A 19,377-nucleotide genomic window follows, 5' to 3' on the forward strand; every position below is an offset into this window, starting at 1 on the left:
ACTTGAGCGTCCGCACTGTTCACTTCCAGCACCCTCTGGCTCAAGCCCAAACGTCTTTATATACCCCCTTGTATATAGTTCACATCAAGAGTTTCCAGCAATAGCTACGAATAGTTAATCTGTTGCAACATCCTTCCTGGCGAACCATTCTGCCCGGGTTATCTCCCAAATTTCCGTAGTTATGCGGCCTGCTACATAAGCGCTTTCTTGGGTCGCAACCACTCGCATGCCGTTATGCTCGGAAATACGTCGAGACGCCAGGTTGTCTTTTGCCTTGGAAACCCGTAGCACCGGCTGCCCCAGTTGATTGAACCAGTAATCAGTCACTGTTTCGCTGGCTTCACTCATCAATCCCTGACGTTGCCATGCCAGTGATAGCCAAAATCCACGATTACTGTTGCCAATCAAATTCAGGTTAATTACACCAATCAAATGCTGCTCATCCTCTCGTCGCCGGATAGACCAAAACCAACCTGTGCCCGCCTCCATCGCGGGTAGCGCGATATTATTGATAAACTCCAACGCAGCGCCTTCAGGGTATGGCCAAGGAATTTGATCTGTCATATGACGCACAATTTCCCACTGTGGAAACAACAGCTGAATATCTTCGGCATCGCCAGGCGTCAGTGGGCGCAATACCAGCCTCCGACTGACTAAAACAGGAATTTCCAAGGAATAAACCTCCTATGCACGCCCAAAGCCTTGATGGCTTACACGCCTCTGACAAGATTAAAACTAGGATTTATACCTATAACGATCTAAAATCCCATGAAAAAACAAAGAGAAGTATTTTCAACAATATCAATAGGGAATTTTTACGTGAAGGAAATGATCTCCATTCTTTTTATCGTAAGCCTGCTGGCGACGCTTTTTTCGTGGTTATTTGTTTATAGCCTCAATATTCATTAACGCCGTGCGAGAATAAAAAAACCCCGGCATGCGCTGATGCCAGGGTTATCAAAGCCACACTATAGCCGTCCAGGTTTTACAACCACGGTGACTACTGTTTCGTCTGGATCCAGAATGCGTGGATCAGCCCCGGGAAGTAGCCAAACAAGGTGAGGATAATATTGAGGATAAACGCGCCGCCTATACCTTTATCCAGCAGTACGCCCAGCGGTGGCAGGATGATGGTAAATACGATTCTCCAAAAACTCATAATAGCGCCTCATTTTGTTCCATAAGCCACCAACATATTATATCTGCTTAACATTTTCAAATCTCACCCAGCAAATCGGTCTTCAACGTGGCATGAAAAATGCGTATAGCCACAGCAATTGTGTTGATACCTGCCTAAATTGAAGAAACAATTAATAAGCATTGATTATGTGGGGTTAAGCCCTTAAAATTTGTAACTTAACAATACAACTGGGTAAGGTTTCATGTCGTCGCTGTGGGTTGCAACACAATACTTTTATTTGATTGGCTTGGTAGTTTCTATGATTTTCACCTACCTGGTCAGCCGGGATACCATAAAAATTCGTTTTCTCAGTGCCTTAACGATTGGTTTAACCTGGCCCCTGAGCCTACCGGTAGTGTTGATGTTCTCCTTGTTCTGACGCTGCAGAAACCACCCCGTCAAACGCTGACGGGGCGATAGCACCGCCTCTTACATCAAAAATCGTACCCAACCGTCGCCACCACGGAGCGTTCTGCGCCCCAGTAGCAATAGCCGGTCCCATAGCAGGCCGCGACATATTTCCGGTCGGTCAGGTTATTCACATTCAGTTGCACATAGGCACCTTTCAACGACGGATTCACCCTGTCCAAATTCATCCGCACCGAGGCATCCAACAGCGTAACGGAAGGGATCCTCAACGTATTTTCGTTATCGGCCCATTGCTTGCCGATGTAACGCGCCCCAGCACCAAGATCCACACCGTATGAGGTGGCATATTTGCCCCACAGTGAAGCCATTTGGTCCGGTGCGAGATACGGTGTGTTGCCGTCGTTGCCATCAATGGCATCTTTGAATTTCACTTTATTGTAGGTATAGCCTGCGATCAGATCGAAGCGTTCGGTGATCTTGCTTCGGGCCTCCAGCTCAATCCCCTGAGAATGCACCTTGCCGGCCCGCAGGTAATAGCTTTGCTGAACCACGCGGTTAGCCACGTCTTTCTGCGTCAGGTCATACAGCGCCACGCTGTATATCGAGGAACTGCCTGGTGGCTGGTACTTCAGGCCCACCTCATACTGCTCGCTGGTACTGGGTTTCAGCATATGGCCGTTTTGATCGGGCAATGCCTCCGGGGTCACTGCGGTGCTGTAACTGACGTAAGGCGAGAAACCGTTATCAAAGCGGTACAACAGTGAGCCACGGCCGCTGAAATTGTCGTCGGTGCGGGCATCGCTGGTGCCGGTGTTGAGCACCGTATTTTTAGATTCGATACGGTCGAAGCGCCCTGACAGATTCAGATACCAATTCTGTAAGCTAATTTCATCCTGCAGATAAACGCCAGTCTGCTCATAACGACGTCGGGAATCGGTATGTGTCAGGTTGGTTAATGCGTCACCGCCGGACACGCCGGTGTAAGGATTAAGCTGCGAAGCTCCCGCAGACTCATCCCACAGATTATTACGCAGGCGCTGGTAATCCAAACCCAGCATCACCTTATGATCCAGCAGCCCGGTCGCAAAATCGGCTTCCAACTGGTTATCAACGGCGAAGGCATCCAGCGAAGTGGCTGAACCGCTGTAATAGCGATTCAATAGGCTGTGATCGTCATTCCAGCCAATCTGGTACACCTGCTGTAATTCAACATTGGAGTGGGTGTAACTGGCATTCTGGCGGAATGACCAAACGTCGTTAAAGCTGTGCGAGAAAGCGTAGCTGTAAATCTGTTCCCAACGTTTGAACACATTGCGGCTGCTCTCGCCATCAAAGAAGCCACGCCCCAGCTTGTCACCGGAACTGGAATAGAGGCTGCCATCTGCAGGTACCGCACTGTGATAACCGCCTGAGGGATCTTTTTGCAGGTAAGCTTTCAGCAGCAGCGAGGTATTTTCATCCGGCTGCCACAGTAATGACGGTGAAATGGCATAGCGTTCCTCACGTTGATGGTCATACATGGTTTCGCTACTGCGCGTCATCCCGGTCAACCGATAAGCCCACTGTTCCGACAGCGCGCCGGTCACATCGAAAGCGCCACCCTGGGTGTTGTTATTGCCTGCCATCAGGTTAACGTGCCCTTCCGTGGCAAACTGGGGGCGCTTGGAGGTCAAAGCGACCAATCCGCCCGGAATGCTTTGCCCGTACATGACCGATGAAGGCCCTTTGATAACGTCGATGCGTTCCAGGAACCAGGGGTCAACCTGCAAGGCATTATAGGTGCCGCCGTCACTCAATAACCGCAGACCATCAAGGAAGGTGTTATTAACGTCGCCACCGTGAAAACCACGTAACGCAATGGTGTCATAGCGCGTTGCACCACCGGCGAAGTTAGTGAAAACACCAGGTGTATATTTCAGGGCATCATTAACCGTTTGAGTATTCTGGTCGGTCATTTGTTGGCGCGTCACCACCGAAACGGACTGTGCAGTCAGGATCAAGGGTTTATCGGTTTTGGTCGCCCCCTGGCTGGTCGTGGCTTGATAGCCGTGCGTCGCAGCTTCCGCCGTATCAGCGGGTTTAGCAGTGACAACCAGAGTATCCTCAGCGAAAGACACCAGCGGCAGGAACATCGCAAACGCACACAAAACCCGTGACTGTTTGACAGGAAAAATCATCGGCATACCTGTAATCCCCAGTAAAAAACATTAAATGACACCCAAAGGCCCCCCTGTCAGCAGCGCTGGCTGACAACTTGCTCAGATGTTCAATCGGTGTGGTGAATGTAAACAAAGTGAAATATTAATGATAATTATTATCTTTATCGATAGTAAATTTCAAGCATCAGGCAACTTTTAATAAGCAAACAAAGCGTTCTGTTCAGCCCGCAAGCACATAAACCAGAAAGCGTTTATGCATATGAAAAAAAGACAAAAAAAAGCCAGCTCCAGGCTGGCAAGAAAACGGGATGTCATATGAACCCTGTCAGGCCAGACGAGCGGAGCGCATAAGGAGACAACCCTTCACCTCTCAACTGGCAATCAATAATGATAACGACTATCATTATCCTTTACGAACGAATTTCTATCTACAACTTTCTGCCGTTACGTCTCGATTGGCGTTCAACGAGAACGTTTAATGAACCAGGCATGCAAACGGCCAGCCACCAGCAAAATACCACCAAGTAGAACATTCGCCATTACCCACAGCGTTAATATGTATATAAAAGTCTGGTAGAGTGGAATTCCCCGTGCGGCGGAAAAGGGATTAATGTGCCAAATCCGAATAATAAAGAAGGGATTTAGGTTAAACCATTGGCAAAATATAGCGACCAACAGCGGCGGCAGAAAAAAATAAAATCCCAGCGTAGCTATCAGCAAGCACAGAGCGAAGCGCTCGTTTTTATACTCTTTCATATCAATGAATTACCATTATAATTCGGCTACAGCAAGCTTGAGCATGACGTTTTGAACAGACCCGATAGACCCCGAATAGTTCCCACTTTAAGGTAAAATAAAGCCTGTCTGGCGTTTAAATTTCATTTAGTTTTTTGGTGTTATAACGCTAGTCAGCTCAGGAGGCTCCAATGATACCGGACGATCGCCCTATCCCGCCAAACCGCAAAAAACTTAAAATCATCTTTGGCTGGTATATATATACCGTTTATGCGTTGCTGATCTTTAATATTTATCTGGCAGTATATAACGGCTGTGTCAGGCACCCGATTGAAGCGCCACTGATCTCAGCGTGCCACAGCTTGTTCATCGCGTTTATGCTTTACCACGTGTTGAAAAAACGCACCTATTTCGCTTGGGTCATGCTGGCTTACTATATCCTGATGCGCTTGTATTACGCCAACCTGCTGCACATCGAGTTTACTCTCTGGAGCCGTGGGCTGGTGTTCATTCTGCTGACGCTGCTGCTGGCGGGCACAGTCTCTGTCGGCCAGCTCGCGACACCGCCGCTGCGCCAAGATTGGCTGGCTAACCTGGGGTGGAGACAATGGGCTACGTTAGCCGTTCTGTCGGGGGTGCTGACGCCGTTAATTACCACCGATTATTTAGGCTGACGGCCAGCATCTAACGGGGGATATGGGGTTCCGAGATATCAACCAGACGGCAGACCTTGGTGTAGTTATTTGATTTTTCACATATTTTATCAGTGACAAATACGCCAAGGTAGCTCAGCACCAGCAAATAACCGGCCATGCATAAAATGAAAATAAGCGTTCTCACCGATAGGACCAACCTGACAACAAAACCCTGACTATCATACCTTGCTTATCCCTGTTTAGACTATTTCAAAGTATTTCATTAATCCGCTGGTCATTTCAGAGGCTTAAATGTTATGTTATTACATATCACAACAAGCCAACACAGATGCATTAATGGAAAGCCAAACCCCGCCGTTACTTACCGTAGAACACCTGACGCTCTCACTGAACGCAGAGGTCAAGATCCACGATCTGAGCTTCACTTTGCATGCAGGTGAACGTTTATGCCTGCTGGGCGCATCGGGTTCCGGCAAATCACTGACCGCCGCCGCCATTCTGGGCACGCTGCCGGTCGGAGCAACGGTTAGCGGTTCGATTCGACTGCAAGGGCGAGAAGTTAATGGTCTGCGTTTGCAACGGCGTAAAAACACTGAATTGGCAGCCATTTTTCAGGATCCTTTTACCAGCCTCAATCCTCTGGCCACCGTGGGCCAGCAATTGACCCTGGCGCTACGCAGCCAAAATCCCCTGACGAAATGCCAGGCCCAGCACTGCGCTGTGGAATTACTGATAGCGTTGGGAATGTCGCCGGACAACGTCATGCCGCGCTACCCCTGTCAACTGTCCGGGGGCCAATGTCAGCGAATATGCGCAGCACTGGCCTTGCTCGGTGAGAAAAGCCTGCTTATTGCCGATGAACCCACCACCGCTCTGGACATGGTCAGCCAGCATCAGCTGATTAATATCCTGAAAAGCTACACCGAACGCCCCAGCGCGCCGGCGTTACTGTTTATTACTCACGATCTCGCCGTTGCCGCCGGTCTGTGTCAACGTGCCATCGTGCTGGTGAACGGGGAAATAGCCGAACAGGGTTCCTTCGGCCGATTGTTACAGCACCCCCAGCATCCATACACCCAACAACTGGTCGCCAGTGCTCAACGCCCGGCATTTAACCGGCCCCCATCACTGAGCCTGGCAGGGTAACGGTGCCCATGAGCGGGGAAATGCCCTTTATCAGCCTGCAGCAGGTCTGCCGACAATATTCATCGGGAGCCGGTGGGCTACAACCTACCGATCTGAACCTGTACTCCGCCCAACGCGTTGGATTAGTGGGCTGCTCGGGGGCCGGGAAATCAACGCTGCTTAAGCTGTTGCTGGCGCTCGAAACGGCGGACGCCGGTCATATCATGTGTCAGGGCGAGGAAATTCGCCCCGCCCCGGTTCATAGATTGCGCTGGTACCGACGGTTAGTGCAGTACGTACCTCAGGACGCCCATGCTTCGCTCAACCCTCGCCACAGGGTAGTCGAACTAATTACCGCTCCCTTGCGCCAACTTGGTCCACGTCAGGATTGGGGTATCGCGGCCGAACGGGCTTTACGACAGGTCGAATTGGATGAAAGCCTGCTGTATGTGCGAGCCGGGCAACTTTCCGGCGGGCAGGCGCAACGGGTAGCCCTGGCGCGTGCTATTGCGCTGAAACCCCGTTTTTTACTGGCCGATGAACCGGTCAGCGGCCTGGATTTGCCGCTGCGTCAGCAGATCATCGCCCTGCTCGACCAGATTGCCCGTCAGCAAAATATGGGCATGTTGCTTGTTTCCCACGATATTTCACTGGTTGCCGCCTTATGTCAGCGCACGCTGGTGATGGCGTCGGGCGTCATTGTGGAAGACCGCCCCACCCATGAACTGCTTCACGCCCCGAGGCATTCCGCTACCCGCCGTTTGATCGACGCCATTCCGCTGTTGCCGTCCTTTTTCCAGCACTAAAATTTTGAGGAGTTTTGCATGTTCAACCCGCGCTTTATTGGCCCAACCGGCTGCCTGCTCGCCGGCAGTTTGCTGCTCGTCGGCTGCTTTGACCCTGTTGACCCCAAAGAAAGTACCGGCGACGAACGGCGCATCCGACTGGCGATGCTTCAGCCCCCACGCTCCGGGCTCACGCCGTTGAGCGATGACGCGTTTAAACTTTCGCGCTGGAGCACCGCCGAAACGCTGGTGGTGCTGAACGCCGACGGCGACGCTGAACCGGCGCTGGCAACCGAATGGCAACAGCTGGATCAACACCGCTGGCGCTTCGTACTACGATCGGGAGTCAATTTCCATGATGGTAGCGCGATGACCCCGGACAGCGTGGTGCGTTCGCTTTCAGCGGCGATGAACGCCGCCCCCAAACCGCGCATTCTTGACGGCGTCGAATTGGCTATCGTCCCAGAAGGTGATCATGCTGTCGTGATCACAACCGCCGTGCCCGATCCGCTCCTCCCGCAGCGGTTGTCCAGCCCACAATTGGCGATCCTCGCGGAACGGGCCTATGGCGCCAACGGAGTGGTTAATCCCTTGCAGGCCGGAACCGGCGCCTTTGTGCTAACCGAGATCAACGGCACCAGTAGCGCACGTTTAAACCGCTTCGACGGCTATTGGGGCGAGAAAGCGGCCGCCCCAGGAATCGACGTCAACTTTGTCCCGGATAGCGCCGCCCGTGCTGCCGCCCTGCGCACCGGCAGCGCCGATTTGGTAGAGGCGCTGCCAGTCTCGCAGTTACCGTTAATTGCGGCAGAATTGATCCACGAAGTACCCATGCCACGCACCAATACGCTGTATCTGAACACCCGGGTCGGTGCTTTCCGCGATCCGGCCATGCGCGCCGCCGCCGCCGCGGCGATCCAGCGTCGCCCGTTGGTGGACAACGTTTACGAAGGCCGCGCCGATATTGCCTCCGGGCTGCTGGGGCCCGCCCTGCGTTGGGCCGCGCCGTTGCGCCAGCCGCAACCGACTCTGCCGCCAACCACGGTTGAAGGCAAAACCATCACCCTGGCCACTTTCAGCGATCGCGCCGAGCTACCCGAAGTGGCGGTATATCTGGCGCAGCAACTCAGCGCCGCCGGTTTTGTGGTAAAGCAGGAAGTGCGGGAATATGCGCACATTGAAGCCGATGCGCTGGCGGGTAAATTTGATGCTTTTATCTTGTCGCGAGCCACGGTGCTCGACTCTGGCGATCCACTGGCCTACATGTACAGTGACTTCGCCTGCCGGGGTTCCTTCAATATTGCTCAACTGTGCGATCCGCAGGTGGACGAAGCCTTGACTCAGGCCGCAGCCATTCCTGCCGGGCCACAACGACGCCAGGCTATCATTGCGGCAGAAAGCCGCATTCTGGCAACCCATGCGGCGATACCCTTGCTGCATGAACGCGTGATCCAGGGGGAAGCTGCCGTAATGAGGAGCGCAGAGCGCGATCCGCGTGAACGCTTGTTGGTGACGCCTCGCAGCTTCATCGCCCCAGAGCAACCTTGATGGAAAAAGCGCAACGACTATTGCCACTCGCCTCACGCCTGTTCTCGCTGCTGGGGATGATCGTATTGATTGGCCTAATGCCTTGGCTGTCCGGGCGCGATCCGGCGCTCAGCTTGCTGCGGGCGCGTTCGGGTGAACAAGAGGCTACCCCGGAAGCCCTGAATGCCATTCGTCAGCAATATGGCCTGGACGACGGGCCCTTGCTGCTGCTTGGCCGCTGGTTTCACGGCGTGCTGCAGGGTGATGCCGGCAACTCGTGGATTTCCGGTCGCCCGGTGCTGGAAGGCATGTTGCAGGCCACAGGGGTTTCTCTGACGCTGATGGGCTACGCGCTGGCAATCGCAGTAGTGGTGGCGATACTGCTGGCGTTGCCAACCCTGTGGCGCGGCCTGCATGGCGAGAACTACCGTCCCGCAGGCGTGTTGGCGGTGTCCCTGACTGCACTGCCCGAATTTTTGCTGGCGGCGCTGCTGTTGATCCTTGGCGCCGTCTGGCTGCAGTGGTTTCCTCCCTACGGCTGGCAAAGCCTGCAACATGCCATTCTGCCAGCACTAGCCCTGGGCTTACCGGCCGGCGGCCTGCTGGCGCTGTTGCTCAATGACGGCCTGGCCGCAACCTTCTCCGAACGCTGGTTGCTGACCTGGAACCTTGCCGGCATCGCCCGGCGGCATTGCCTGTTGGCCGTTCTGCGCCGCACGCTGCCTGCACTGCTGCCGCAGGTCGGTTTAGTGCTGATTGGACTGACCGGCGGCGCGATCGCCGTCGAGAAAGTGTTCGCCATACCGGGACTGGGCCGGGCAACATTGGGGGCCGCCATCGCTCAGGATCTGCCCGCCTTGCAATGCGGGATCCTGATCCTGTTGCTGCTGGCCTTCGGCACAGGTTTTCTGATGCAGGGAGCCCATTACCTGTTGCTGGGCCGAATAGCCGCTGCATTACCCAATTCAACGCCGCCACAGCACAGCAGCCGGGCGAGTTATATTTTTGCCGCCGTCGCGGCGCTGTTGCTGTGCCTGTTAGTGCTGAGCGGGATCATCCGCGATCCCTTTTCGTCACTGCATATCCGTCTGCAGCCACCCAGCCTGGATCTGCCCTTTGGCGCAGACGCCACCGGCCGGGACATTCTGGCACGTGTCGCCTACGGTGCACTGAATACCAGCCTGTTGGCGCTGGCAGTCAGCTTCGCCTCGCTGTTCCTGGGGATAGTGTTCGGGTTGATGCCTCGCCTGATGTGCGGGATTATTGAGTTGGCAAACGCTACGCCGCCGATAGTCGCAGGGCTGTTGGTCACCGCTGTCACCGGGCCTTCCCCCTTCGGTGCTGCCTGCGCGGTAATGCTGGTCAGTTGGGCGCCGCTGTCCGCTCACTGCGCCTCGCTGTTGGCTGAGGCCCGCACTCAGCCCTATATCCGCATGTTGCCGGTGTTGGGGATTGGCCGCTGGCGTACCCTGACGCACTACCTCTTGCCGGCGCTGTGGGTTCCCCTGCTGCGCCACGCCATGCTGCGCCTGCCGGGTATTGCGCTGGCGCTGGCGGCGCTGGGTTTTCTTGGCCTGGGGCCACAGCCACCCAGCGCGGAATGGGGGCTGGTACTGGCCGAGGGCATGCCCTATATCGAACGGGCGCCGTGGGGCGTTTTGGCGCCAGCGGTAGCGCTGGTGCTGTTGGCCGTGCTGGCTGTCACGCTGGCAAATACCGCCGGCAATCGCCGACGCTGACGGCGCATCCTGATCCGGTTTGTAGTAACATTATTTGTATCTCTACCAGCCGGGAGTCCCCCATGCACCATCTGATGTTAGACATAGAAACGCTGGACATAAAACCGAGCGCGGTGATCCTGGTGGTGGCCGCCGTGTTTTTCGATCCCCAAACCGGCCAGCTCGGTGCCGAATTTGAAAATGCCGTCAGCAGCCAAAAAGATCAGCCAGGCCGAACCATCAGCCTGGATACCGTCGCCTGGTGGGCCAAGCAGTCGGACGAAGCGCGCAAGCTGGCGTTCGGCGGCACGGAGAGCCTCAAGCGCACGCTGACCAACCTGAGTCGCTTTATCCATATGAACAGCACTGACCAGGTTAAAGTCTGGGGCAATGGCAAGGAGTTCGACTGTACTATCCTCGAGCATGCCTTTCAGCAACTGGACATGCCCTGCCCGTGGAAGTTTTGGGACACACAGGACGTGCGTACGGTGATCACTCTGGCCGAATTGCTGGGCTTTAATCCGAAAAAAGAACGGGCATTCGAAGGCACACCGCATCGTGCGCTGGACGACGCCAAACATCAGGCCCGCTACGTGGCGGATACCATCTCCGCACTTTACTATCGCAAAGCCGCGTCGCTATGATTCCAGTAAGTTAGGCATGCCGAAGGTCGGCCGACGTTTTGCCCCTTTCCATTTATCGCCAGAGTCTCTACTCTAGCCCTCTTTGTCACTCGGATGTGCTGTTTTTGTTATGCAAAAATTTCTGTTTCTGCTCCTTAGCCTGGTGCTGCTCGGCCCGCTGGGTATCGATCTTTATCTGCCAACTATCCCGGCCATCGCTCTTGGCCTTAACAGCAGTGAAGCGCTGATCCAGTCCACCATTTCACTGTTCATTTTGGTGCTGGGTCTTGGGCAGATTATCGCCGGGCCACTGGTGGACAACTACGGCCGCAAACCCGTGGCGCTGGCCGGTATCATCATCTACATGATTGGTGCCGCCATGGCCGCGCTGGCCACCACCCCGACGGTGTTCGTCGCTTCACGTTTGCTGCAGGGCGTAGCGGTCTGCTGTACCGCCGTTGTGGCATTTAGCGGCGTGCGCGATCGGATGAACGGCGACGACGCGGCTCGCGCCTTCGGCTTCCTCAACGGCACGCTTAACATTATTCCCGCACTGGCCCCGCTGCTGGGTGGGTTACTGGCGGAAGCCTTAGGCTGGCGCGCGCCTTTCTGGTTCCTGGTATGTTATGCCCTGGCCGTGCTGGTGTTGATCGCTCTGCGCCTGCCGGAAACCCGCCCGGCAGACACGGTGCGTGTTAAAGGTTTACCGGTACGCCAATATGCTCGCATCCTCAAAGATCGCCGTTTTCTGTCCTTCGCCGTGGTCAACTCCGGCGCGATGGGTATGGCATTGACCTACGTCTCGCTGGCGCCAAACGTGCTGATGGGCACCGCTGGCCTCACGCCATTGCAATTCTCTCTGGTGTTTGGTGCCAACGGTTTTTGGATCATGCTGGTGAGTTTCTTTGCCAACCGCATCATTCACAAGGTGGGACGCCCGGTGTGTCTGGCAACCGGGGGAATTCTGATGGGTATCGGGTGTGTAGGCCTGCTGCTCGGGGTTACCTGGCTTTCCGGCTCGGCGCAAACTCACTGGCTGGCCTATATGCTGCCCGTCGCCAGCGCCTGCGCGGGCTTAGCCTTCGTGATGGGCCCGGCGACCAGTTATGCGCTTGAGCCCTACTCCAACGAGGCCGGTGTCGCTTCTGCGCTGGTAGGTTTTGTGCAGATGGCCGGCGGCGCAGGCCTGGGTCTGTTGGCGATGGCGCTGCCGTTGCAGCCCAAGCTGTCGCTGGCGCTGGTGATGCTGGTAGGTTGCCTGCTGGCGCTGCACGCACGGCAGCGCAGCAAGCAAATCAAGGGGCAACTGAAGAAAATTGCCTGAGGCTCAGGCCTCGGTAACGATAGGCACTCTGGCGGCCAACGCCGTCAGCAATTCATAGCCCAGCGTGCCTGCCGCGGCAGCGACATCGTCAACCGGCAGGCGCCGCCCCCACAACTCCACTTCAGCACCAATATTGGCATGCGGGCAAGGCGTCAGATCGACCGCCAGCATGTCCATCGACACCGTACCCAGCGTTCGCGTCAGCATGCCATCCACCCAGACCGGCGTGCCCGTTTGCGCATGGCGCGGGTAGCCGTCTGCATAGCCGCAGGCTACCACCCCGATGCGTTGTGCACCTTCGGCGCGATAACGCCAGCCATAGCCAACCTGATCGTTCTGTTTTAGCGTTTGAACACCAATAATTTCGCTGCTCAAGGTCATCGTAGGCTGCAGCCCGCTGTCGGCAATATCCTGCGATTGGCCGCTCGGCGAAGCGCCATAGAGAACTATGCCCGGCCGCACCCAACTGCAATGGGTTTCCGGATGCCACAAGGTGGCGGCAGAGTTGGCCAGACAGCGCGGCGCAGTAATGCCCGCCGCCGCTGTCTTAATGGTCGCCATCTGCGCTTCGACGCCCTGTGGACCGTCGGCGGTGGCGAAATGGCTCATTAGCGTCAGGCTGGCAATATTGCTTATCTGCTGAGCTTTCAGCCAAACGGCGTGCAACCGCTCAGGGGCAAACCCCAGACGGTTCATGCCGCTGTTCACTTTCAGGTAAACATCCAGCGGTGCCGATAATTTGGCTTCGGCTATCGCCGCCAGTTGCCAATCGCTGTGCACCGAGGTCGTTAAACGGTAGCGATCCAACAGGGCTAAATCCTGCGCTTTGAAAAAACCTTCCAACAGCAAGATCGGTCCTTGCCAACCTGACTCGCGCAGCATAATCGCTTCGGCGAGATCCAACAGGGCAAAACCATCCGTTTGCGCCATGCTACGCCAAACATGTTTAATGCCATGACCATAAGCATTGGCCTTGACCACTGACCAGACTTTGGCACTTGGAGCACAGCGACGGACCACTTGCAGGTTATTTTCAAAGGCGCCAAGGTGCAGCGTGGCGGTAATCGGGCGAGGCATGGGAACTCCTACGGACCTGCGAATGCGGTCACGGACCTACGTCCGCGACCGCAACATTGTCTAATTAAGGTTTTTAACGCGCGTGATGCACATCATTCAAGGGCGCAGTGTAAGCGCTGCGAAATCCGGCGCTGTAGCGCGCTACCGCCAGGTCATCTGACGGAATAGCCGGCGTGATGCCGGAAATCAAATCGGAAAGCAGCTGGCCAGAACCACAGGCCATTGTCCAACCCAGCGTGCCATGCCCGGTATTCAGGAACAGGTTTTTCAACGAAGTCTTGCCGACAATCGGCGTACCGTCCGGCGTCATCGGACGCAAACCGGTCCAGAAAGTTGCCTCCTCCACCCGCCCACCGTTAGGGTAAAGATCGCGTACCACCATCTCTAGCGTCTCGCGGCGTTTTTGTTCGAGCTGGGTATTAAAACCGACAATTTCCGCCATGCCACCGACGCGAATACGCTGGTCGAAACGGGTGATGGCGATTTTGTAAGTTTCATCCAAAACGGTCGAGAATGGTGCCGCGGCCTCATCCGTAATGGGAATGGTCAGTGAGTAGCCTTTCAACGGATACACAGGGATCGAGACCAGATCGCGCAGCAGCGCGGTGGAATACGAACCAAAGGCCACCACGTAGCTGTCGGCCTTGAAGATCTCCCCACCACATTGCACGCCGCTGATTTTATCCCCTTCCACCAGCAGGCGATCGACGCTGCGGTTATACAGGAAAGTCACGCCCGCTTGCTGGGCCAGCTTGGCCAACTGCTGGGTGAAGAGTTGGCAATCGCCGGTTTCATCATTTGGCAGCTGCAGACCGCCGGTCAGCTTATGCGCCACCTGCGCCAGCGCAGGTTCGACGGTGGCCAGTTGACTGGCTTCCAACAGTTTGTAAGGCACGCCGGCGTCTTCCAGCACCGCGATGTCCTTGGAGGCGCTTTCAAACTGTTGCTGAGTGCGAAACAGCTGCAGCGTGCCGCCCTGACGGCCTTCGTACTGAATGCCGGTCTCCTGGCGCAACGCTTTGATGCAATCGCGGCTGTATTCCGCCAACCGCACCATGCGACCTTTGTTGGTCATGTAGTGTTCGGTGTTGCAGTTTTTCAGCATCTGCCACATCCAGCTCAGCTGGAAACGGCTGCCGTCCAAACGAACCGCCAGCGGCGCATGGCGCTGGAACATCCATTTGATCGCCTTCAACGGTACGCCAGGCGCAGCCCACGGCGCCGCATAGCCCGGTGAGATTTGCCCGGCGTTTGCCGCGCTGGTTTCCATGGCCGGACCAGGCTGACGATCGATTACCGTCACCTCATGCCCCGCCTTCGCCAAATACCAGGCACTGGCAACGCCCACCACCCCACTACCTAAAATTACCACTCGCATCGCTGACTCCAGCTCAAGGCTTCACAAAGCATAATCTTCTGCTCACAGGAAATTAACTCAGTGGAAAAATCCGTCCAACATCTTCATCATCAAACGTGACAACATTCACAATTAATTTATCGTTCATGGCCGGTTCTTTTGCAATAGCTACCTATAAATAGCGATAAGATGTTGTCAAAGGCAGATTAATGAGCGAAATGGCCCCTATTATGCTGTCATTGACAGCATTGATAGCACTAAGAAAAGCTACGACGCGCAACAAGGTTTTAACAGAACATAAAAATGAAACAGGCCCACAGAAACAGAATAAAAAACCACTAAAAAGCCATTTCATCGAGATAACATTTCATACATATCCGCAGCCGCTTCAGCAGAAAAAACTCGCCGTAAAATGCCCCTGTCGTCTCCTGAAGCGGGAAGGCGACGTCAGATCGTTGAATTTTTAAGCTTTATATCATTATTACCTCTGCCCAGATTGAGCTACGATTGATCTAGGGTCTGCCGTTCGAGCAAGGTCCGTAATAACGAGGGTGCGCTGATGACTACTTCAACACATGAAAAGGTCAAGGAAGATAAACGTCTGAGCGATGGACCGGACTGGACGTTCGAGCTGCTGCAGGTGTATCTGGAGCACATCGATCGCGTAGCCAAACATTACAAGCTCGATACCTACCCGCATCAGATCGAGGTGATTACCTCAGAACAGATGATGGACGCCTATTCGAGCGTCGGCATGCCGATTAACTATACCCATTGGTCATTCGGTAAAAAATTCATTGAGACCGAGCAGCGCTACAAACATGGGCAGCAGGGGCTGGCCTATGAAATCGTCATCAACTCCAACCCTTGCATCGCCTACCTGATGGAAGAAAATACCATCACCATGCAAGCGCTGGTCATGGCGCACGCCTGCTACGGCCACAACTCGTTTTTCAAAAATAATTACCTGTTCCGCAGTTGGACCGACGCCAGTTCGATCGTCGATTATCTGTTGTTCGCCCGCCACTACATCAGTCAGTGCGAAGAACGCTACGGCGTTGAAGAAGTGGAGAAGCTGCTCGATTCCTGCCACGCGCTGATGAACTACGGCGTGGACCGCTATAAACGCCCGCAGAAGATCTCCCTGGTCGAAGAAAAAGCCCGCCAGAAGAGCCGCGAAGAGTACCTGCAAAGTCAGGTCAATACGCTGTGGAAGACCCTGCCGCGGGTAGAACGCGAAGAGGCGCCTGAACAAGCGCGTCGCTATCCAAGCGAGCCGCAGGAGAACATCCTCTACTTTATGGAGAAAAATGCGCCGCTGCTGGAACCCTGGCAGCGTGAGGTGCTGCGCATCGTGCGCAAAGTGAGCCAGTATTTTTATCCGCAAAAACAAACGCAGGTGATGAACGAAGGCTGGGCGACATTCTGGCACTACACCATCCTCAACCATCTTTACGATGAAGGCCGGGTGACCGAACGCTTTATGCTGGAGTTTTTGCACAGCCACACCAACGTGGTGTACCAGCCGCCTTACAATAGTCCTTATTACAACGGGATTAACCCTTACGCGCTGGGCTTTGCCATGTTCCAGGACATAAAGCGCATCTGTCAGTCGCCGACCGAAGAAGATCGCTACTGGTTCCCGGACATTGCCGGTAAAGACTGGCTGGAAACGCTACACTTCGCCATGCGTGATTTTAAGGACGAAAGTTTTATCAGCCAGTTCCTGTCCCCGAAAATCATGCGTGACTTCCGGCTGTTCACCGTGCTCGATGACGACCGCAATAACTACCTGGAGATTGCGGCGATCCATAATGAGGCGGGCTATCGGGCGATCCGTCAGGAGCTGTCGGCGCAATATAACCTGAGCGACCACGAGCCGAACATTCAGATCTGGAATGTGGATTTGCGCGGCGATCGCTCATTGACGTTGCGTTATATTCCACAAGACCGGGCGCCGCTGGACAAAAGCCGGCGTGAGGTGATGAAACACCTGCATCGCCTGTGGGGCTTCGACATTATTCTGGAACAGCTCAACGAGGATGGCAGCGTCGAGCTGCTGGAACGTTGTCCGCCGCGGCCGACTCCGCTGTAGGATTTAGTGACCATGACAAAGCGGCGCCACTGGCGCCCCTTTTGCGTAATGCGAGAGGTGAAACTAACGGCGGGCTTCGGTCAGATCGCTCGGCATGGTGCCTTGCATGCTCTGCCAGATGGCCCCGCTGTCTTTACCGTAGTTACGCACGCAATCCATCACCTGATCGTACGACTTTTCATGGCACAGCGTCGACAGCTTGCTGTAGAAAGTCAGCGCCAGCTTGCGGGACTCCGGATTTGAGAAGTAGTAACGACCGACACGGGTGTACAGGCCTTTGAGGCCGTTGAAGATCAGACCGTAAATCGGGTTGCCGGAAGCGAATGCGAGACCGCGGAAAATTTCGTAGTCCAACAGGTTGAAAGCGTCCGCCTGATCTTCCACTTGAGTCGCTTTCGCCAAGACTTCCTGAGCAGCCTCAGGATGATTACGCACCGCTGCGCGAATAAAGATTGCGGCAATATTGGTACGAACCGACAGCAAGTTGTCGATCAACTGTGGAACACTTTTGTGATCGAGGCGTGCCACCGTCTCAAGAATATTGAGGCCGGATGTTTCCCAGAAATTATTTACTTTGGTCGGTTTGCCATGCTGAATGGTCAGCCAGCCATCACGGGCCAGGCGTTGTAAAACTTCGCGTAACGTGGTGCGCGTAACACCAATCAATTCTGAAAGCTCACGCTCCGCGGGCAAAATAGAGCCAGGAGGGAAGCGATTATTCCAGATACTCTCGATAATGTATTCTTCCGCGAAACCGGCAGGACTCTGCGCCTTTATGACCATGTGTTTGACGTTCCGTAGCAACGATAATCAGTAATAGTAGTCGGCTGATCATACCAGATCGCCTTGGCATGACATAGCGTGAGCGAAAAACATTAAACGAAAGTGTGCATAAAGTGGCAAAAAACGTGCAAAAACACCGCGTCAGAGAAATTTCACGTCGTAAAGCAAGCCCGTATTGCTTCTGCCCCTGCGGCATTGTTAGGGTAATATGTGACAACTTATTTTCAGGACGTGTAACGCATAATGGAAACGACTTTACGCAGTGCCCTGGTGAAAAACTTCCTCGGGCAATCACCTGACTGGTACAAACTGGCCATCCTCATCTTCTTGTTGGTCAATCCGCTGGTTTTCTTCCTGGTCGATCCCTTCATCGCGGGTTGGCTACTGGTCATCGAATTTATCTTCACGCTGGCGATGGCACTGAAGTGCTATCCCCTGCTGCCGGGCGGCCTGCTGGCCATTGAGGCGGTGTTGATCGGCATGACCAGCCCCGATCGGGTGGGCGAAGAAATTGCCCATAATCTGGAAGTCCTGCTGTTGCTGATCTTTATGGTGGCCGGCATCTACTTTATGAAGCAGTTACTGCTGTTCGTCTTCACCAAGCTGCTGCTCAATATTCGCTCTAAAATACTGCTGTCTTTAGCCTTCTGTTTTGCGGCAGCATTTTTGTCCGCCTTCCTCGATGCGCTGACGGTGGTTGCGGTAGTCATCAGCGTCGCAACCGGGTTTTATTCGATTTACCACAACGTGGTGTCGAACCCTTCCGGCGGCGCTGCCGACGTCAACGACGACAGCAACCTGGTAAGCGACGATAACAAACAGACGCTGGAGCAGTTCCGCGCCTTTTTGCGCAGTCTGCTGATGCATGCTGGTGTCGGTACAGCCTTGGGCGGCGTGATGACCATGGTGGGCGAACCGCAGAACCTGATTATCGCCAAAAGCGCCGACTGGGGCTTTGTCGACTTCTTCCTGCGCATGGCGCCCGTCACTTTACCGGTATTGATCTGTGGTCTGCTGGTCTGCCTGCTGCTTGAGCGCTTTGGCGTCTTCGGCTACGGAGCAAAACTCCCGGAGCGCGTGCGCGAAGTGCTGACAGAGTTTGACCGCCAGGCGACTGCCGGGCGCAGTAAGCAAGAGCAGGTCAAATTAGTGGTTCAGGCACTTATCGGCGTTTGGCTGATTGTCGCCCTGGCCTTCCATCTGGCGGAGGTTGGCCTGATTGGCCTGTCGGTGATTATCCTCGCCACTTCCCTGTGTGGCGTAACCGATGAGCACGCCATCGGCAAAGCCTTCCAGGAGGCCTTGCCCTTCACCGCCCTGCTGACGGTATTTTTCACCGTGGTGGCGGTGATCATTGAGCAACACCTGTTTACCCCGGTGATTCAATTCGTTTTGCAGGCGGAACCCTCTTCCCAACTTTCGCTGTTTTATCTGTTCAATGGCTTGCTGTCTTCAGTATCTGACAATGTGTTCGTCGGTACGGTTTACATTAATGAAGCGCGCGCCGCATTTGAAAATGGCGCCATTTCCCTGAAGCAGTTTGAAATGTTAGCGGTCGCCATTAATACCGGGACCAATTTGCCGTCGGTCGCCACGCCGAATGGCCAGGCCGCCTTCCTGTTCTTGCTGACCTCCGCACTGGCCCCCCTGGTACGTTTATCCTATGGGCGAATGGTATGGATGGCATTGCCTTACACTGTGGTATTAACCCTGGTTGGTCTGTTGTGCGTACAATTTACCCTGGCGCCCGTGACCGACCTGCTGACCCAGTGGCATTGGCTGACGCTGCCGTCGCTCGAAGCCGCTGCACACTAACCCTGTAAACCCACTCCGCTGTCAGCGACTATTTTTGTGCTGAATCCGG

At 54.8% G+C, this 19,377-nt stretch carries 17 protein-coding genes; 10 read left to right on the top strand and 7 right to left on the bottom strand.

Annotated elements, in window-relative coordinates; genetic code table 11:
• Positions 1 to 114 precede the first annotated feature (114 nt).
• Positions 115 to 672, bottom strand: coding sequence for a GNAT family N-acetyltransferase (locus tag H0S68_RS13585; protein ID WP_129940716.1), 558 nt, complete (start codon positions 670 to 672; stop codon positions 115 to 117).
• A gap of 328 nt (positions 673 to 1,000) precedes the next feature.
• The gene (locus H0S68_RS13590; RefSeq protein ID WP_020827220.1) at positions 1,001 to 1,159 is read right to left on the bottom strand and encodes a YqaE/Pmp3 family membrane protein; all 159 of its coding nucleotides are present in this window, start codon (positions 1,157 to 1,159) and stop codon (positions 1,001 to 1,003) included.
• Positions 1,160 to 1,382: 223 nt separating this feature from the next.
• On the opposite strand from H0S68_RS13590, the gene H0S68_RS13595 reads away from it, so the two are divergent.
• Positions 1,383 to 1,559 (top strand): GhoT/OrtT family toxin, encoded by a 177-nt coding sequence (locus H0S68_RS13595; RefSeq protein ID WP_020827221.1) that lies wholly within the window; start codon positions 1,383 to 1,385, stop codon positions 1,557 to 1,559.
• 55 nt (positions 1,560 to 1,614) lie between these two features.
• Here H0S68_RS13595 and H0S68_RS13600 read toward each other — a convergent pair whose 3' ends face one another.
• Complete coding sequence (locus H0S68_RS13600; RefSeq protein WP_410528767.1) at positions 1,615 to 3,732, bottom strand: TonB-dependent siderophore receptor; 2,118 nt, start codon at positions 3,730 to 3,732, stop codon at positions 1,615 to 1,617.
• Between the two features lie 438 nt (positions 3,733 to 4,170).
• Entirely contained in the window at positions 4,171 to 4,464 is a 294-nt protein-coding gene (locus H0S68_RS13605) for a hypothetical protein (RefSeq protein ID WP_122079534.1), read from the bottom strand.
• Positions 4,465 to 4,634: 170 nt separating this feature from the next.
• On the opposite strand from H0S68_RS13605, the gene H0S68_RS13610 reads away from it, so the two are divergent.
• The 7 genes from H0S68_RS13610 to H0S68_RS13640 all read left to right on the top strand — a co-directional run bounded on the left by H0S68_RS13610 (position 4,635) and on the right by H0S68_RS13640 (position 12,201).
• The gene (locus tag H0S68_RS13610) at positions 4,635 to 5,117 is read left to right on the top strand and encodes a hypothetical protein (RefSeq protein WP_122079535.1); all 483 of its coding nucleotides are present in this window, start codon (positions 4,635 to 4,637) and stop codon (positions 5,115 to 5,117) included.
• 318 nt (positions 5,118 to 5,435) lie between these two features.
• On the top strand, positions 5,436 to 6,245 hold the full coding sequence (locus H0S68_RS13615; protein ID WP_410528768.1) for an ATP-binding cassette domain-containing protein: 810 nt from the start codon (positions 5,436 to 5,438) through the stop codon (positions 6,243 to 6,245).
• Between the two features lie 8 nt (positions 6,246 to 6,253).
• The gene (locus tag H0S68_RS13620; RefSeq protein ID WP_130015434.1) at positions 6,254 to 7,030 is read left to right on the top strand and encodes an ABC transporter ATP-binding protein; all 777 of its coding nucleotides are present in this window, start codon (positions 6,254 to 6,256) and stop codon (positions 7,028 to 7,030) included.
• 18 nt (positions 7,031 to 7,048) lie between these two features.
• Positions 7,049 to 8,557 (top strand): ABC transporter substrate-binding protein, encoded by a 1,509-nt coding sequence (locus H0S68_RS13625; RefSeq protein ID WP_410528769.1) that lies wholly within the window; start codon positions 7,049 to 7,051, stop codon positions 8,555 to 8,557.
• A complete protein-coding gene (locus H0S68_RS13630; protein ID WP_410528770.1) occupies positions 8,557 to 10,275 on the top strand; it encodes an ABC transporter permease subunit in 1,719 nt (572 codons plus the stop codon). Before H0S68_RS13625 ends, H0S68_RS13630 begins: the two co-directional genes overlap by 1 nt.
• Before the next feature lie 62 nt (positions 10,276 to 10,337).
• Positions 10,338 to 10,898, top strand: coding sequence for a 3'-5' exonuclease (locus tag H0S68_RS13635; RefSeq protein ID WP_046373357.1), 561 nt, complete (start codon positions 10,338 to 10,340; stop codon positions 10,896 to 10,898).
• Positions 10,899 to 11,007: 109 nt separating this feature from the next.
• Positions 11,008 to 12,201: a multidrug effflux MFS transporter gene (locus H0S68_RS13640; RefSeq protein ID WP_048760101.1), complete on the top strand. Its 1,194-nt coding sequence runs from the start codon at positions 11,008 to 11,010 to the stop codon at positions 12,199 to 12,201.
• Between the two features lie 3 nt (positions 12,202 to 12,204).
• On the opposite strand, the gene dadX is transcribed toward H0S68_RS13640, so the two are convergent.
• A complete protein-coding gene (gene dadX / locus H0S68_RS13645) occupies positions 12,205 to 13,278 on the bottom strand; it encodes a catabolic alanine racemase DadX (protein WP_410528771.1) in 1,074 nt (357 codons plus the stop codon).
• A 73-nt stretch (positions 13,279 to 13,351) separates the two neighbouring features.
• Positions 13,352 to 14,656, bottom strand: a complete 1,305-nt coding sequence (locus tag H0S68_RS13650) for a D-amino acid dehydrogenase (protein ID WP_046373355.1) — start codon at positions 14,654 to 14,656, stop codon at positions 13,352 to 13,354.
• Positions 14,657 to 15,194: 538 nt separating this feature from the next.
• Here H0S68_RS13650 and H0S68_RS13655 point away from each other — a divergent pair.
• The gene (locus tag H0S68_RS13655; RefSeq protein WP_020827233.1) at positions 15,195 to 16,730 is read left to right on the top strand and encodes a SpoVR family protein; all 1,536 of its coding nucleotides are present in this window, start codon (positions 15,195 to 15,197) and stop codon (positions 16,728 to 16,730) included.
• A gap of 63 nt (positions 16,731 to 16,793) precedes the next feature.
• Here the strand turns inward: H0S68_RS13655 and fadR are convergent, their stop codons facing one another.
• Positions 16,794 to 17,513, bottom strand: coding sequence for a fatty acid metabolism transcriptional regulator FadR (gene fadR / locus H0S68_RS13660; protein ID WP_020827234.1), 720 nt, complete (start codon positions 17,511 to 17,513; stop codon positions 16,794 to 16,796).
• Between the two features lie 243 nt (positions 17,514 to 17,756).
• Here fadR and nhaB point away from each other — a divergent pair, with 243 nt between their 5' ends.
• Complete coding sequence (gene nhaB / locus H0S68_RS13665) at positions 17,757 to 19,328, top strand: sodium/proton antiporter NhaB (protein WP_020827235.1); 1,572 nt, start codon at positions 17,757 to 17,759, stop codon at positions 19,326 to 19,328.
• Positions 19,329 to 19,377 lie beyond the last annotated feature (49 nt).

This window comes from Serratia sp. AXJ-M (assembly GCF_046531865.1).
Lineage (GTDB): Bacteria > Pseudomonadota > Gammaproteobacteria > Enterobacterales > Enterobacteriaceae > Serratia > Serratia liquefaciens.